Here is a 13,891-nt window from a genome sequence, read left to right as displayed (position 1 = left end):
CGCCAGCACCGTCGGCTCGCCCTTGCGCTCCAGAAGCGCGTTGGTGGCCACCGTGGTGCCCATCTTCACCGCCTCGATGGACGCGCCCGGCGGCAGCAACGCCCGGATCCCGGCCACGGCGGCGTCGGCATAGTGTTCTGGGTTTTCCGACAGCAGCTTGTGGGTGACCAGCGACCCGTCGGGTCGGCGCGCGACAATGTCGGTAAAGGTGCCGCCCCGGTCGATCCAGAACGCCCAGCCGCCGTGGTTCTGATCGTCAGCGGTCATGGTTCGGCGGGGCTCCTTGAGTGATCCCGTCATAGCGCGTTCAAAAGCCATGTCATCCCGGAAGCCTCGCAGAGGCTGTCCGGGACCCAGGGCCGACGCAGTGCGGTCGGCCCTGGGTCCCGGCTCTCCGCTACGCTATGGCCGGGATGACAGGATTTGCGGAGCCTGGTTCCATAGCCCCGCCGCCTCGACCGCAGCCCAGAGGCCAAGGCCGAGGAAGATCAGCGCCGCGCCGATCCGGACATATTTCAGCGGCACGACCTTGGTCGCCGCCTCGCCCAGATACACTGCGGGGATATTGGCCAGCATCATGCCCAGGGTGGTGCCGGCCGCGACCCAGAAGATCGAGTGGAACTTCGCCCCCAGGGCCACCGTCGCGATCTGGGTCTTGTCGCCCATCTCGACCAGGAAGAAGGCGATGGTCGTGGTTAGAAACACGCCAGAGCGGCCGGCCTTGGAGCCGTCCTCGTCATCGGCCTGGTCAGGAATCAGAGCCCAGGCTGCCATGGCGATGAACGACAGCGCGATGGCCCACTTGAACCAGAGGCCGGTCAGCAGGCCCGACACCCAGTAGCCAGCCGTAGCCGCCAGGGCATGGTTGGCCAGGGTGGCGACCAGAATCCCGAGAATGATCGGCACGGGCTTCTTGAAGCGTGTGGCCAGGATAATGGCCAGAAGCTGGGTCTTGTCGCCGATTTCGGCGATGGCGACGACCAGGGTCGAGACGAGCAGGGAGTCCATGGGATCAAAAACCTTCCGGGCCGGGCACATGCCAATAGCGTCGATCTCCCACCCGGCCCGGGCGGAAATCGGCGCCATTGGTCTCGCCATGGAAGCGTTTCATCGCTTCCCTCCCCGCGCCATGATCCCGAAGGCTCAAGTGTGTTGACGGCGGGGCCTGCTGATACGCGCAGGCGGCTACTCCCCAAAGGTGGGGCGCGTTTAGCGGGGTAACCGCATGTGGTCAATCTCCCACCCTCTTGATGGGCTTGGCTATACGCTCGCCGGCGCGTCGAACCGCAGCAGGTGGACGGCTACCCGCACCTTGCCTCCCGTGAAGGCACCGCCGGCGGCCGTCAGAAGTACCAACGTGTCGGCGTAGAACGCCGCCGGGCCGATCACGCCGATATTGCTGGCATTTTTGGCCACGCCCAGGGCGGAGCCGAACTTGCCGGTCTCGCCACTGATCCCGCAGCTGTAGGCAGTCGCTCCGGTGACGGCGACCGTCGTACGGGTGGTCACCGCCAGCACGACGGCGCGCGCGGGAATGACCATGGTCGTCGGGGTCATGACTCCGGTGACGGTGACCTCCTCCTCGCGGATCTCCAGCCGGGTATTGGCCAGGCCCGGCGAGGCGGCGACGGTCGTATTCTTGAACGAGGTCGACAGCGCCACCCAGGTGGAGCCGTCATGCACGACCATCTGGTTTTCGTCCTTGATCCAGGCGAGCACGCCCTCGGCCGGGGCCAGAGCCTCCCAGGCCCCCGCCTCGAAGCGCATCAGGGTCCCGGCGGCCTGGCCCGTCCAGGCACTTCCGGCGGCTCCGGCGGGCAGGACCCAGACCGCCCCACCGGCCGGGGCCGCTGGCTGGACGGCAACCAGGCGACTTTCGACCGCCAGCTGGACCAGTCCATCCAGCCGGGCGAGGCTTTCATTGATCGGAATATGCTTCTGGGCCTGGGCGGCGAGCACATAGGGCAGACCGAGGCGCGGGGTGGTTTCGTCGAACATGGGGTCCTCTGGAGCGCTGAAAACAGGCTCCAAGGATCACCCCGAAAAGCAAAAGGGGGACCGGCCTGCGCCGATCCCCCCTCGTATCCCCATAGGACCGGGACGCTACTCGGCCGCGAAAGCCAGCGGCGCGCCCGAGGTCAGGGCCGTCTTGGCCGCCAGTTCGGACTTCGCCTGCTCGTACTCTTCCGAGAACTTGGCGATGAGTTCACCAGCCGTCAGCACCGCGTCGATGGCACCGATGCCCTGGCCGCAGCCCCAGATGTCGCGCCAGGCCTTGGCTTCCTGATTGCCGCCCGAACCGAAGTTCATGGCCGACGGATCGCTGACCGGCAGGTTGTCGGGATCCATACCCGCCTTGATCACCGAAGGGCGCAGATAGTTGCCGTGCACGCCGGTGAAGAGGTTGGAATAGAGGATGTCGTCGGCGTGGCTCTCGACGATCATGTCCTTGTAACCCTGGGCCGCATTGGCTTCCTGGGTCGCGATGAAGGCCGAGCCGATATAGGCCAGGTCAGCGCCCATGGCCTGTGCAGCCAGGATCGAACGGCCGCAGGCGATCGAACCCGACAGGGCCACCGGTCCGTCGAACCACTGGCGGATTTCCTGAATCAGGGCGAAGGGCGACAGGGTGCCGGCGTGGCCGCCGGCGCCGGCGGCGACCGGGATCAGGCCGTCAGCGCCCTTTTCGATGGCCTTGTGGGCATGCTTGTCATTGATGACGTCGTGCATGGTGATGCCGCCATAGGAATGGATCGCCTTGTTGAGGTCCTCGCGGGCCCCCAGCGAGGTGATGACCACCGGAACCTTGTGCTTCACGCACAGTTCGATGTCTTCCTCGAGACGGTTGTTGGTGCGGTGAACGATCTGGTTGACCGCGAACGGAGCCGACGGGGCTTCCGGGTGGGCCCGGTCGTGAGCGGCCAGTTCCTCGGTGATGCGGTGCAGCCACTCGTCAAGCTGCGAGATCGGCCGGGCGTTCAGCGAGGGAAAGGACCCGACGATGCCGGCCTTGCACTGGGCGATCACCAGATCGGGATTGCTGATGATAAACAGCGGCGAGGCGATGACCGGCAGTCGAAGACGGTCACGCAGGATCGGCGGCAAGGCCATGGAGGACGGCTCCCTGAAGGCGGCGTTGCGCGCCGCACATGTAAACAGCGTTAGCTTAAACGCCCGTTCGGGTCAGGCGCAAGGCTTGACGGCCGCAACGGCAGGGGCGCATCACCTCTGAAAAGAAAAATGCTGCGCCGCAGGAGAAAGACGCTTTTGACTCAGGCGATGACGCCCCTGGCCGATGATTTCGCAGCGCCCGACGACGCGACCGTCCGCGCGCGCTGGATGGCCCTGGTCGAGAAGACCCTGAAGGGCCAGAGCTTCGATGAAGCCCTGACCGTAACTACGCCGGACGGCGTGACGATCCAGCCGCTCTATACGGCGGCGGACGGGGTCGCCGTAGCCCGCGACCTGCGGGTGCGCGATGCCGACCGTCCCTGGGACCTGCGCGTGCGTGTCGCCCATCCCGATCCGGTGCGCGCGTCGGCCGACAGCCTGGTCGACCTGCAGAACGGCGCGGCCTCCCTGCTGCTGGCCCTCGACCCGACCGGTCAGGACGGCGTGGCCGTCGGCTCGGCCGAGGACCTCGCCAGGGCCCTGAACGGCGTCCTGATCGACCTGGCCCCGGTCGCCCTCGACGCTGGCTATCTGGGCCCGAAGGCCGCAGACTGGCTGGGGACTCTGGCCAAGGCCGCGCCCAATGCCCCCCTGGCCTTCCACATGGATCCCCTCGGCAGCTTCGCCCGGACCGGAACCAGCCCTGGTCCGATCGAGAGCCATGTCTTCAACGCCGCCACGGTCGGCGCGCGTTTGACCTCGACCTATGCGAAGGCCAGCCTGTTCCTGGCCAACGGGCGGGCCGCCCACGAAGCCGGCGGCTCGAACGTCGAGGAGCTGGCCCTGATGGCCGCCAGCGCCCTCGCCTACGCCAAGGCCCTGGTGCGCTCGGGCCTGACCATTGACGAGGCCTTCGGCCGGATCGTGCTGGGCGTCAGTCTGGACGGCGAATATTTCACCGGCGTGGCCAAGGTCCGGGCCGCCCGGGCCCTGTGGGCCCGCCTGACCCAGGCCTGCGGCGTCAGCGTCCCGGCCACCATCGAGGCCCGCTCGTCGGGCCGGATGCTGACCACGAAGGACGCCTGGACCAACCTGCTGCGCATGACCTCCGCCGGCTTTGCCGGCGCGGTCGGGGGCGCGGACGCCGTCGTGCTGGGCAGCTTTACCGACGCCATAGGCCTGCCGACGGCCTTTGCCCGCCGTCAGGCCCGCAATACCCAGCTGGTGCTGATGGAAGAGAGCCATCTGGGCCGGGTCGCCGATCCGGCCGGCGGCTCGTGGTACCTCGACAGCCTGACCGACCAGATCGCCCGCGCCGCCTGGGTCGCCTTCCAGGCCATCGAGGCCGCCGGCGGCGTCATAAGGGCCCTGGAAGCCGGCCATGTGGCGACCGCTGTCGCCGCCGGCCGCGCGTCGCAGGACGCAGCTTTCGCCGACAAGAGCCGCAAGATCCTCGGCGTCACCGTCTTCCCCAATGCCGACGACAAGGCCGCCGAGGTCGAGGCGGCGGATGCCGCCGCCTTCGCGGTTGAGGGGCCAGACCCCCGCCTGCCGGGACCCGACAGCCACTGCCCTGCCCTGACGCCCGTCCGCTTCGCCGCCGCCTTCGAGGGAGCCTGAGCCATGACCAAGTTCCCGGACTTCACCACCGTCGATTTCGCTGAAGTCGAGACCCCGGCCCTCACCGCCGGGGGACCGGTCTGGAGCACGCCAGAGGGCGTCGATGTCGCCGCTGCCTTCACGCAGGCCGATGTGACCGGCCTCGATTTCACCGGCGGCTATCCCGGCGTCGCGCCCTATGTGCGCGGCCCCTACCCGACCATGTACGTGACCAATCCGTGGACCGTCCGCCAGTATGCGGGCTTCTCCACGGCCGAGGATAGCAACGCCTTCTACCGGCGCAATCTGGCAGCGGGCCAGATGGGCCTGTCGGTCGCCTTCGACCTGGCCACCCACCGGGGCTACGACTCCGACCACGAGCGTGTGAAGGGCGATGTCGGCATGGCGGGCGTCGCCATCGACTCGATCCTCGACATGCGCACGCTCTTCTCTGGCATTCCGCTCGACAAGATGAGCGTGTCGATGACCATGAACGGCGCGGTGCTGCCGATCCTGGCGCTCTATATCGTCGCGGCCGAGGAACAGGGCGTTTCCCCCGACAAGCTGTCGGGCACGATCCAGAACGACATCCTCAAAGAATTCATGGTGCGGAACACCTACATCTATCCGCCCGCCCCCTCGATGCGGATCATTTCCGACATCTTTTCATATACTTCGACAAACATGCCGAAGTTCAATTCGATCTCGATCAGCGGCTATCACATGCAGGAGGCCGGCGCGACGGCCGACCTCGAGCTGGCCTACACTCTCGCTGACGGCATCGAATATGCCCGGGCCGGCGTCGCGGCCGGCATGAGCATCGACGTCTTCGCCCCGCGCCTGAGCTTCTTCTGGGCGATCGGCATGAACTACTTCATGGAAGTGGCGAAGATGCGCGCGGCCCGCCTGCTGTGGGCCCGCCTGATGAAGCGCGAGTTCGACCCCAAGGACGATCGCTCGCTGTCTTTGCGCACCCACAGCCAGACGTCTGGCTGGTCACTGGCGGCCCAGGACGTCTTCAACAATGTCTCCCGCACCTGCGTCGAGGCCATGGCGGCGGTGAACGGCCAGACCCAGAGTCTGCACACCAATGCGCTCGACGAGGCCCTGGCCCTGCCGACCGATTTTTCGGCCCGCATCGCCCGAAACACCCAGCTGTTCCTGCAGATGGAGAGCGGCACGACCCGCGTCGCCGATCCGTGGGGCGGCAGCTACTATGTCGAACGCCTGACCCACGACCTGGCGATCAAGGCCCTTGCCCATATCGAGGAGGTTGAGGCCGCCGGCGGCATGGCCAAGGCCATCGAGCGCGGCATTCCGAAGCTGCGCATCGAGGAAGCTGCCGCCAAGACCCAGGCCCGCATCGACGCCAATCGCCAGAGCGTGGTCGGCGTCAACCGCTACAAGCCCGAGGTCGAGGACGTGATCCCGATGCTGAAGGTGGACAACAGCGCGGTCCGCACCCAGCAGCTGGAGAAACTCGCCCGCCTCAAGGCTGAACGCGATCCGGCCGCGACCCAGGCAGCCCTCGACGCCCTCGAAGCCGGCGCGCGTGGTACCGGCAACCTGCTGGCCCTGGCGGTCGATGCGGCCCGGGCCAAGGCCACTGTCGGCGAAATCAGCTATGCCCTGGAAAAGGTCTTCGGCCGCCACCGCGCCGTGATCCAGACCATCGAAGGCGTCTATGGCAAGGAAGCCGGCACCGATCCCAAGGCCGCCCGGGCCCGGGCCATGGTCGCCGCCTTCAAGGAAGCCGATGGCGGCCCGCCGCGCATCCTGGTCGCCAAGATGGGCCAGGACGGTCACGACCGCGGGCAGAAGGTGATCGCCAGCGCCTTCAGTGACCTCGGCTTCAAGGTCGAGATCGGCCCGTTGTTCCAGACCCCGGCTGAGGCCGCCCAGGCCGCTATTGAGGCCGGCGTGCATGTGGTCGGGGCCTCGTCCCTGGCAGCAGGCCACCTGACCCTGGTGCCGGAACTGAAGGCCGAACTGGCCAAGCTGGGTCGCGACGACATGGTGGTCGTGGTCGGCGGCGTGATCCCGCCCCAGGACTTCCAGGCCCTGCTCGACGCCGGCGCCGCCAGCATCTTCCCGCCCGGCACCGTGATCGCCGAAGCTGCCATAGAGGTGCTGGAGAAGCTGAACGTGAAGCTCGGCTACACCCAGGGCGAGGCGGCATGACAGAAGGCCGGAAGGATCCCTAGCGCTTTCCCGCCTTCTTGCGGGACTTCGCGGCGCGCTTGAGGGCGACGTCCTCGGGCGGCCCATGGCGGGCCTCGATATCCTTTTGCAGGGCCTTGGCCGCCATCAGGTGGCCGGGGAACATCATGTCGACCACCGAACCGGCGATCGGCACGGCATCGGTGGCGGTATCGGCGGCGACATAGATCAGCATACGCGCCAGGGTCTGCAGCGAGGCCCGGGCCGAGACGGCATGGAACAGCAGAAGCCCCCCTGCCCCAAGGCTGTAGAGGGGCCCCACACCTGGCACCCAGGACAGCACCCCGTCGAGCCCGAGGCCAAAAGGCCCGATCCCGACCAACCGGTCCGAGAGCCCCTTGATCGTCTCTGCCGACTTCCACGCCCGGTGGGCTCGGACCCGGTGACCCGCATGGGCAAGATCCGGCGGAGGACCGTCTTCAAGGCTCATGATCAATCCATGCCCTGTCCGCTGCGGAAACCTCTTCCGGCCAGACCGGACGAGGCACGAGAGTGTCAGCCGAGGAAGACCACCCGGCGCTTTTCGGTTCCGGCCTGGATGCGGGCCAGCAGCTCGCGATAGTCGGCCGTTGCCTGGGCCTCCTTGCGGGTGCCTTCGAAATAGATGGTGTCGTCCATGTGCTTTGTCAGCATGTCAGCCGACCACTTGTGGCCGGTGAACAGCATGTCGGCGACGTTGCCGACGCCAGGCAGGGCCCCGGCCACGGTGTCGATGATGATGATCGCCGTGATCTGGATCACGATCATCGGCGCAGCCCGGGCCCGCACCGCATCCATGATGATCAGTCCACCGGCGCCGAGGCTGTAGAGCTCGCCCGCGCCCGGAATCCAGGTCAGCAGACCGTCGAGGCCAATGCCCAGAGGGCCGACTCCGACGACGTTATCGGACAGCTTCTTCACCCGCTCCACATTGTTGCGGATGTTGTGAAGGTCGAGATGCGACTTGGCGAAAATCACCAGAGAGCTCCGGGGGCGACGACTTTGGTTAATCTGCCTTAAGGCTCGGCGCTCAGGAAGTGGCGAAGCGCCAGATTCCCCTCCTGCGCGAGTCCGATGACGAAAAGGTGCCCCTTTCGGGTGAGGCCCTCGCGGAACGGGGCATTTGCGCCTAAGTTAACGAGGTTGCCGCGCCATGTGCTCCGGGGAGTTCATCCATGCTGATCTCGACCACACCCTTCATCGAGGGCCGGCCGGTTCAGGACTACAAGGGCGCGATCTATGCCCAGTCGATCCTGGGAGCCAATGTCGTCCTCGACCTGATGGCGGCGATCCGTGACTTCATCGGCGGCCACTCCAAGTCCTACGAACGGGTCCTGGCCCGCGCCCGCGAGGACGCGCTGAAGAATCTGATCAAGGAAGCCGAGAAGCTGGGCGCCAATGGGATCGTGGCGCTGGACCTCGACTACAATACGATCGGCCCGAACGGCTCGATGATGATGGTGTCGGTGTCAGGCACCGCCGTGCTGCTCAGCGATCCGCGCCCTCAGCCATAGCCCAGCAGGCTGCGCAGCCCCGGCGCATGGAAGTCGACGACTCGTCGGTGGGTTTCCGACAGGCGCTCGGGCAGCTCGGCCGTGATATTGAGGTTCTCGCTGGCCGTGCGGCTCTCGCGGCGGTCAGCCCCGGCCTCAACGCGCTCGCGCCAGTCGGTCGGCAGATCGAGGCCGCAATCGGCCAGCAGCTTGCCGAAAAACCCCTCGGCGCGTCGCGAGCCCAAGTCCTTCAGACTGTCGACAATGTCCTCATAGCGCACAACGACGGCGCTCGAGCCCATCCAGGCAACCGCATTGAGCGCAAAAATGTCCTTAAGATCCGGTACCTTGCCGTGCGCTCCGAGGATCATCATCATAATCACGTCGTCGATGGCGGCGGCGCCGCCCTTGATGTGGTTGAGGTTCCCCTGGAACTCGTCTGACAGGTAGAAGCGGGCCCGCGCCAGAACCCAGTCATAGGGGTCCCGCACCAGAACGATGTGCCGCACGTCGCGCAGGGCGACCGCAGACTCGTCCGAGAACAGCATGTGACCCCAGCTGATCATCGGCTTCAATTTCGAGAACGCCTCAGCCCCGTACCGCCCGAGGATGGCGTGCTGGATGTACTCCCGTCGCCAGTGCTGATCAGGAGCCACGAACATCCGCATGATGTTGCGGATCAGGTGCGTGCCGGCCTTGGGCACGCTGTTCAGATAGACTGGTGCCGAAAGCCGGGCCCGGTCGAAACGCTGGCCGATCTCGTCCAGATTGTCGGGCTTGCCGCGAATGATGGCGTTCACGCGCTGGGACTCCTCGATACACAAAAACGGCGGCGGGTCGCCCCGCCGCCGTCGATGTTTAGTCCGTCCGAAGCAGGACTAGAAGCGGGCCGTGATGTTCACGAACATGCGGCGGCCGATGTAGTCGTACTGCGAGGCCAGGACCGAGCTGCCCACCGTGCTGTACTGCCCCTGGCCCAGGGTAAGGGCCGGCGGGGTTTCGTTGAACACGTTGGCGACACCGGTCAGCAGCGTCCAGTCGTCGAACTTCTTCTGAAGCGAGAGGCTGTGGTAGGCCGTGAACTCGGTGTGGACCTTGTAGAAGGTGGTCCCAGCCGTGTTCTGGGTGGCATAGCTCTCGGCGTCAGACGCCTTGCCGATCATGTCGATGCCCCAGAAGCCGGTCCATTCGCCCTTCTCCAGGCGGAAGTTCAGCTGACCGGTCCAGTCGGGGTCACCGACGAAGCCGTTGCTGTCCACCGTGTTGCCGACGAAGAGCGCCGTGGTGTCTTCCAGTTGCCAGGTCGACTGCAGATCCACCGTGAGCTTGCTGTCCCAGGGCAGGTCCTGGCCGTAACGAACGGTCAGGTCGATGCCGCGGTTCGCCTGCTCGGCGATGTTGATGTAGTTGTTGGTGACCCGCGTGATCAGGTGCGAACCGGCATTCCGCGTGAAGAGGCTGCACAGCGGATCGGTCGGGAACGACAGCGAGCGGTAGCAACCGGACACGATGTTGGCCGCGCCCAGCTGGGTGATCTCGTCGTTCACTTCGATTTCGAAGTAGTCGACGGCCACGTTCAGGTTGGCGAAGCTGGGGGTCCAGATCACGCCATAGGTCACGGCCTTCGAGGTTTCGGCCTCGAGGCTCCCCTTGCCGCCGGCTGCAGACACCGTGGCCGAAGCGCCCGAACCCGAGTGGGTGCTGGGCACGCCGGCTGCGGCGCAGTTATTGGCGACATACTGCGGGATGTTGCCCTGCGCCAGGTTCTGGCCCCAGCGGATGCAGGGGTCGACGCGGCGCTGCGACAGGAAGCTGGTCTCGGCGTTCTTGTAGAGTTCGAACAGCGCCGGAGCGCGGAACGAGGTGCCCTTGGTGGCGCGAACCCGCAGGGACGGGATGATCTGCCAGTTCAGGCCGATCTTGTAGGTATCGTCCTCGCCATAGCTGTTGACTTTGGTGTGGCGGCCCGACAGCGACAGTTCGACGTTCTCGGCGAGGGGCAGGCCCTTCAGCAGCGGAATGCTGACTTCGCCATAGACTTCACGCGCCAGGTCGTCGCCCTTGGTGATGCCTGCGGTGGAGGAACCCCACACGTTGCCGGCCAGGGTGATCGCGCCCGGAACGTCGTTGATCGAGTCCTTGCGATAGTGGAAGCCGATGGCGGCCCCAACGTCACCAGCCGGCAGCTTGAACAGGTTGCCCGAGGCCGAGCCTTCGAACACCAGTTGTTTGTAGATGGTCTTGCCGGTTTCGGAATCGAACAGGAAGGCCTTTTCGGCGTCGGTGTACTTGCCGGCCAGGAAGTCCGGCGTGACCCAGCTGACGTCCACGCACGACTTCTTGCTGATCGGCGTCTTGGTGCCAACGCAGGAGCCGGTACGGAAAGCGCCGGCGTCGACCGCGTCCTGCAGGATCACGTCCTGCGAGTAGCTGCCCTTCGAGTGGCTGTACTGGGTGAAGATGTCCCAGTCCCAACCCTTCAGGAATTCGATCTTGCCGAAATCGCCGCGCAGACCGCCGACATAACGCTGGTAGTCGACCTTCTGGCCCGAGCGGTTCAGGTTGGTAACCGGGGTCGGCGACAGGATGAAATCACCCGTGAAGCCAGCCGAGAAGGGGTCATAGTCGCCGGTGTAGAAGTAGCTCCAGAACTGGCGATAGCCGTTGGTCTTGGTCGCGCGGCGGTTCAGCAGGATTTCGCCATAAGCCTCGACGCTGTCGGTGATGTCGAACGAGCCTTGCGCGAACACGGTCGAGCGCTCGGTGCGCGGGGTCAGCGAAGACGCCAGGTTGAACGGGCTGTTGTAGTCCAGAACCCCGATGTCGACGGCCTGCGGATCGGCGCTGTATCCGACCGTGTAGAAGCCGGCCGGAACGCCCGGATAGTCGGCAGCCTGGCCCGGCGGGATCTGCGGCAGCAGGCCGCGCAGCTTGCCGTCGTAGTCATACTGCAGCTTGCCGTCGAGACCGGCGAACGAGAAGTCATAGAGCCAGATTTGATCGTACAGCAGGTCGCGGCACTGGGCCGAACCGGTGCGCGGATCGATCGTGTCCTTACGCTTGCCGGCCGAGTCCTTGATGTACTGGCGACCGCAGGCGGTGAAGTCACGCTGGCCGTTGGTCTGCTCGGCGGTCTTCGAATAGTCGTACGACATATTGAAGTAGCCGCGATCGAAGGTCTTGCCCCAGCTGATGCTGCCACGCGACTGCTCGCCGCCCTTGTCCTGCGGCTGGCTGACGAAGGCGTCGATCTCAACGCCGTCGGTGTCGCGCTTGGTGATGATGTTGACGACGCCAGCGACGGCGTCGGAGCCGTAAACCGACGAGGCACCGTCCTTCAGGATGTCGACGCGGTCGATGGCCGAAACGGGGATGACGTTCAGGTCGAAGGCCGAAACGCCGCCGCGAACGCCGGCCGGACCGGCGCGACGGCCGTTCAGCAGGACCAGGGTGCGGTTGGCACCGAGGCCACGCAACGAGATGGTTTCAGAACCGGGGCCACCGTCGGTGACGAAGGCGCTGGAGATGGCCGAGGTGATCTGGGGCGAACCCGAGGCGATCGTCGAGCTCTGCAGCAGGCCGGCGGCGGTCGAGATGCCCTTCAGCTTGCCTTCTTCTGCCGTAATGACCTGGATCGGATCGGGGCTGTTAAACGCGTTGCGCTTGATGCGCGAGCCGGTGACGACCAGCTCTTCGATCTCGGTCGCTTCGGCCTGCGGCTTGTCAGCCGTCGTGGTCAGAGGAGCGGCAGCCTGGGCGAGCGCGACCGACGGGGCCAGCGCCGTAACAGCCATCCCGGCGATGACCGTGGAGGCAAGAAGATGCTTACGTTGAATGGACATGAGAGCTAACGCCTCTGTGGCTTCGAACAAAAATGGCGAGTTCGACCCCGCAGCCGCCTTAGGCATGAGAGGGAATTCCGCAGGCGCAAAAGAACCGCTCTGCCGTCTCGCTGCAATCTTCCTGTCGCTTTTAGGTCGCAATTCTGACGCGGTGTGACATTCCACACGCACTTGCTTCATTCAAAGGCACTGCGGAGCGCCTTCGTGACGGCTTGGCCGAGCGTCCTCGTCGGCTATGATCATGGAAATGGGCGCGCGATCCGCGCCGCGACTCGCCCAACAGTCTGGAGCATCCCGTGAGATTCGATCCTCGCCCGGTCGCCATGGCCCTCGTCCTCGCCCTGGGCGTCGCGCCTCAGGTCGGACAGGCCGCACCGCTTTCCGCCAAGGTGTTTTCGGCCCCGCCCGCCATCAGCAACGTGCAGATCTCGCGCGACGGCAAGCATATCGTGGCTCTCACCTCGGCGAACGGCCAGAGCCCGACCATCTCGGTCTGGGCGACCGACGCGCTGGACAAGCCGCCGGTCGTGATCTCAGCCAACCGCGTCCGTATCCTGGGCGTCGGCTTCCTCAAGAACGACCGGCTGCTGGTTGAGACCATCCAGACCTTCACCGTCGGCTCGGACAAGGGCCACCTGACCCGCCAGTATGTTTCGGACCTGCAGGGCAAGTCCTGGTCGACCCTCCTGCCGGACGGCCCGCCCCGCTCTGCAACCGAAGCCTTTCTCGACAAGTTCGACGACGCCATCGTCATCGACACCCTGCCCACGGATCCGCGCCATATCGTGGTCGAGGACCAGCGCTCCGACGGCCGCGGCGACATCCTCAAGCTCGACATCTATTCGGGCCTGACCGAGCGCCTGACGCGCGGCTCGGATCGCTTCAGCGGCTTCAGACTGGACCTCAAGGGCGAGGTCCGGACCCGGCAGGAAGTCGGCTATGACAAGGGCGCGGTCTATTTCGCCCAGTGGATCCGCGATCCGTCGAGCGGCGAGTGGTCGGAACATTTCCGCTGGTATGCCAAGGATCGCGAGCCAGTTGAGATCGTCGGCTTCACGCCCGATCCGAACATCATCTATGTCTCGTCCAGCAAGGGTCGCGACAAGGCCGGTCTCTATGTCTACGACATCAAGGCCCGCCAGATCGTCGAGCCGCTGCTGGAGCACAAGCTGTTCGATGCCGGGGGGATCGTTTCGTCGACGGCAGCGGCCGACTACGGGCGCGTGCTGGGCTTTTCCTATCTGGGCCCGACACAGACCGTCTACTGGACCGACGAAAACCTCGCCAAGCTGAACAAGACCCTTAGGTCGGCGCTCGGGATCAAGACCATTGCGATGGACTGGGTGGATCCGGCTGACGGCACCACCGCACGCCTGCCCGTCGCCGACGGTGCCGACGCCCGGATCATCAGCTGGTCCGAAGACCTCAAGCACGTCATCGTCGCCAAGTCCGGCCCGGGCAATCCTGGCGAATACTACCTGCTGGACCCGACCGGGGCTCTCAGCCTGCTGGGCAAGGCGCGGCCCGACCTCGACACCGCCTCCCTGGGCACCACGCGGCTTGTTCAGTACCCCGCGCGCGACGGCCTGATGATCCCGGCCTTCCTGACCACCCCGTCCGCCGCGGATTTCGGCCCCGGCCCCTACC

At 65.8% G+C, this 13,891-nt stretch carries 11 protein-coding genes and 1 pseudogene; 4 read left to right on the top strand and 8 right to left on the bottom strand.

The genetic code is table 11. The annotated features are described in order from the left end of the window. The 4 genes from DBR10_RS00975 to DBR10_RS00960 all read right to left on the bottom strand — a co-directional run. The coding region (locus tag DBR10_RS00975) for a hydantoinase/oxoprolinase N-terminal domain-containing protein (RefSeq protein ID WP_146187812.1) at window positions 1-267 on the bottom strand (267 nt) is incomplete at its 3' end. A 135-nt stretch (window positions 268-402) separates the two neighbouring features. Next, complete coding sequence (locus tag DBR10_RS00970) at window positions 403-1,008, bottom strand: TMEM165/GDT1 family protein (RefSeq protein WP_108505313.1); 606 nt, start codon at window positions 1,006-1,008, stop codon at window positions 403-405. Between the two features lie 252 nt (window positions 1,009-1,260). Further along, entirely contained in the window at window positions 1,261-1,998 is a 738-nt protein-coding gene (locus DBR10_RS00965) for a DUF2793 domain-containing protein (RefSeq protein WP_108505285.1), read from the bottom strand. 105 nt (window positions 1,999-2,103) lie between these two features. Beyond that, complete coding sequence (locus DBR10_RS00960; protein ID WP_108505286.1) at window positions 2,104-3,111, bottom strand: NAD(P)H-dependent flavin oxidoreductase; 1,008 nt, start codon at window positions 3,109-3,111, stop codon at window positions 2,104-2,106. A 168-nt stretch (window positions 3,112-3,279) separates the two neighbouring features. On the opposite strand from DBR10_RS00960, the gene DBR10_RS00955 reads away from it, so the two are divergent. Continuing rightward, on the top strand, window positions 3,280-4,731 hold the full coding sequence (locus DBR10_RS00955) for a methylmalonyl-CoA mutase family protein (RefSeq protein ID WP_108505287.1): 1,452 nt from the start codon (window positions 3,280-3,282) through the stop codon (window positions 4,729-4,731). A gap of 3 nt (window positions 4,732-4,734) precedes the next feature. Next, window positions 4,735-6,891: a methylmalonyl-CoA mutase gene (scpA, locus tag DBR10_RS00950; RefSeq protein WP_108505288.1), complete on the top strand. Its 2,157-nt coding sequence runs from the start codon at window positions 4,735-4,737 to the stop codon at window positions 6,889-6,891. Window positions 6,892-6,910: 19 nt separating this feature from the next. On the opposite strand, the gene DBR10_RS00945 is transcribed toward scpA, so the two are convergent. Both DBR10_RS00945 and DBR10_RS00940 read right to left on the bottom strand, forming a co-directional pair. Then, complete coding sequence (locus DBR10_RS00945; protein ID WP_108505289.1) at window positions 6,911-7,360, bottom strand: DUF4112 domain-containing protein; 450 nt, start codon at window positions 7,358-7,360, stop codon at window positions 6,911-6,913. A 65-nt stretch (window positions 7,361-7,425) separates the two neighbouring features. After that, window positions 7,426-7,890: a DUF4112 domain-containing protein gene (locus DBR10_RS00940; protein WP_108505290.1), complete on the bottom strand. Its 465-nt coding sequence runs from the start codon at window positions 7,888-7,890 to the stop codon at window positions 7,426-7,428. A gap of 194 nt (window positions 7,891-8,084) precedes the next feature. Between DBR10_RS00940 and DBR10_RS00935 the strand changes: the two genes are divergently transcribed. Beyond that, entirely contained in the window at window positions 8,085-8,423 is a 339-nt protein-coding gene (locus DBR10_RS00935) for a heavy metal-binding domain-containing protein (RefSeq protein WP_108505291.1), read from the top strand. Here the strand turns inward: DBR10_RS00935 and DBR10_RS00930 are convergent. Together DBR10_RS00930 and DBR10_RS00925 are read right to left on the bottom strand one after the other, a co-directional pair. Next, window positions 8,414-9,202 carry a hypothetical protein gene (locus DBR10_RS00930; RefSeq protein WP_108505292.1) on the bottom strand — a complete coding sequence of 263 codons (789 nt, stop codon included), beginning with the start codon at window positions 9,200-9,202 and terminating at the stop codon, window positions 8,414-8,416. The two genes, DBR10_RS00935 and DBR10_RS00930, sit on opposite strands and share 10 nt — an antisense overlap. Before the next feature lie 78 nt (window positions 9,203-9,280). Continuing rightward, window positions 9,281-12,244, bottom strand: coding sequence for a TonB-dependent receptor plug domain-containing protein (locus DBR10_RS00925; RefSeq protein WP_108505293.1), 2,964 nt, complete (start codon window positions 12,242-12,244; stop codon window positions 9,281-9,283). A 296-nt stretch (window positions 12,245-12,540) separates the two neighbouring features. Here DBR10_RS00925 and DBR10_RS00920 point away from each other — a divergent pair. Beyond that, window positions 12,541-13,891, top strand: a pseudogene (locus DBR10_RS00920) (hypothetical protein); the annotation flags it as partial.

Origin of the sequence: Caulobacter sp. HMWF025 (assembly GCF_003060965.1) — a bacterium.
Lineage (GTDB): Bacteria > Pseudomonadota > Alphaproteobacteria > Caulobacterales > Caulobacteraceae > Caulobacter.
Note: the sequence above shows the minus strand (reverse complement) of the source record. Positions and strands in the feature narration are given on the sequence as shown.

Bases quoted from the DNA above. Each gene is read 5' to 3' on its own strand.
- DBR10_RS00945 (WP_108505289.1), bottom strand. From the start codon at position 7,360: ATGAGCCTTGAAGACGGTCCTCCGCCGGATCTTGCCCATGCGGGTCAC.
- DBR10_RS00970 (WP_108505313.1), bottom strand. From the start codon at position 1,008: ATGGACTCCCTGCTCGTCTCGACCCTGGTCGTCGCCATCGCCGAAATC.
- DBR10_RS00925 (WP_108505293.1), bottom strand. From the start codon at position 12,244: ATGTCCATTCAACGTAAGCATCTTCTTGCCTCCACGGTCATCGCCGGG.
- DBR10_RS00955 (WP_108505287.1), top strand. From the start codon at position 3,280: ATGACGCCCCTGGCCGATGATTTCGCAGCGCCCGACGACGCGACCGTC.
- DBR10_RS00935 (WP_108505291.1), top strand. From the start codon at position 8,085: ATGCTGATCTCGACCACACCCTTCATCGAGGGCCGGCCGGTTCAGGAC.
- DBR10_RS00960 (WP_108505286.1), bottom strand. From the start codon at position 3,111: ATGGCCTTGCCGCCGATCCTGCGTGACCGTCTTCGACTGCCGGTCATC.
- DBR10_RS00965 (WP_108505285.1), bottom strand. From the start codon at position 1,998: ATGTTCGACGAAACCACCCCGCGCCTCGGTCTGCCCTATGTGCTCGCC.
- scpA (WP_108505288.1), top strand. From the start codon at position 4,735: ATGACCAAGTTCCCGGACTTCACCACCGTCGATTTCGCTGAAGTCGAG.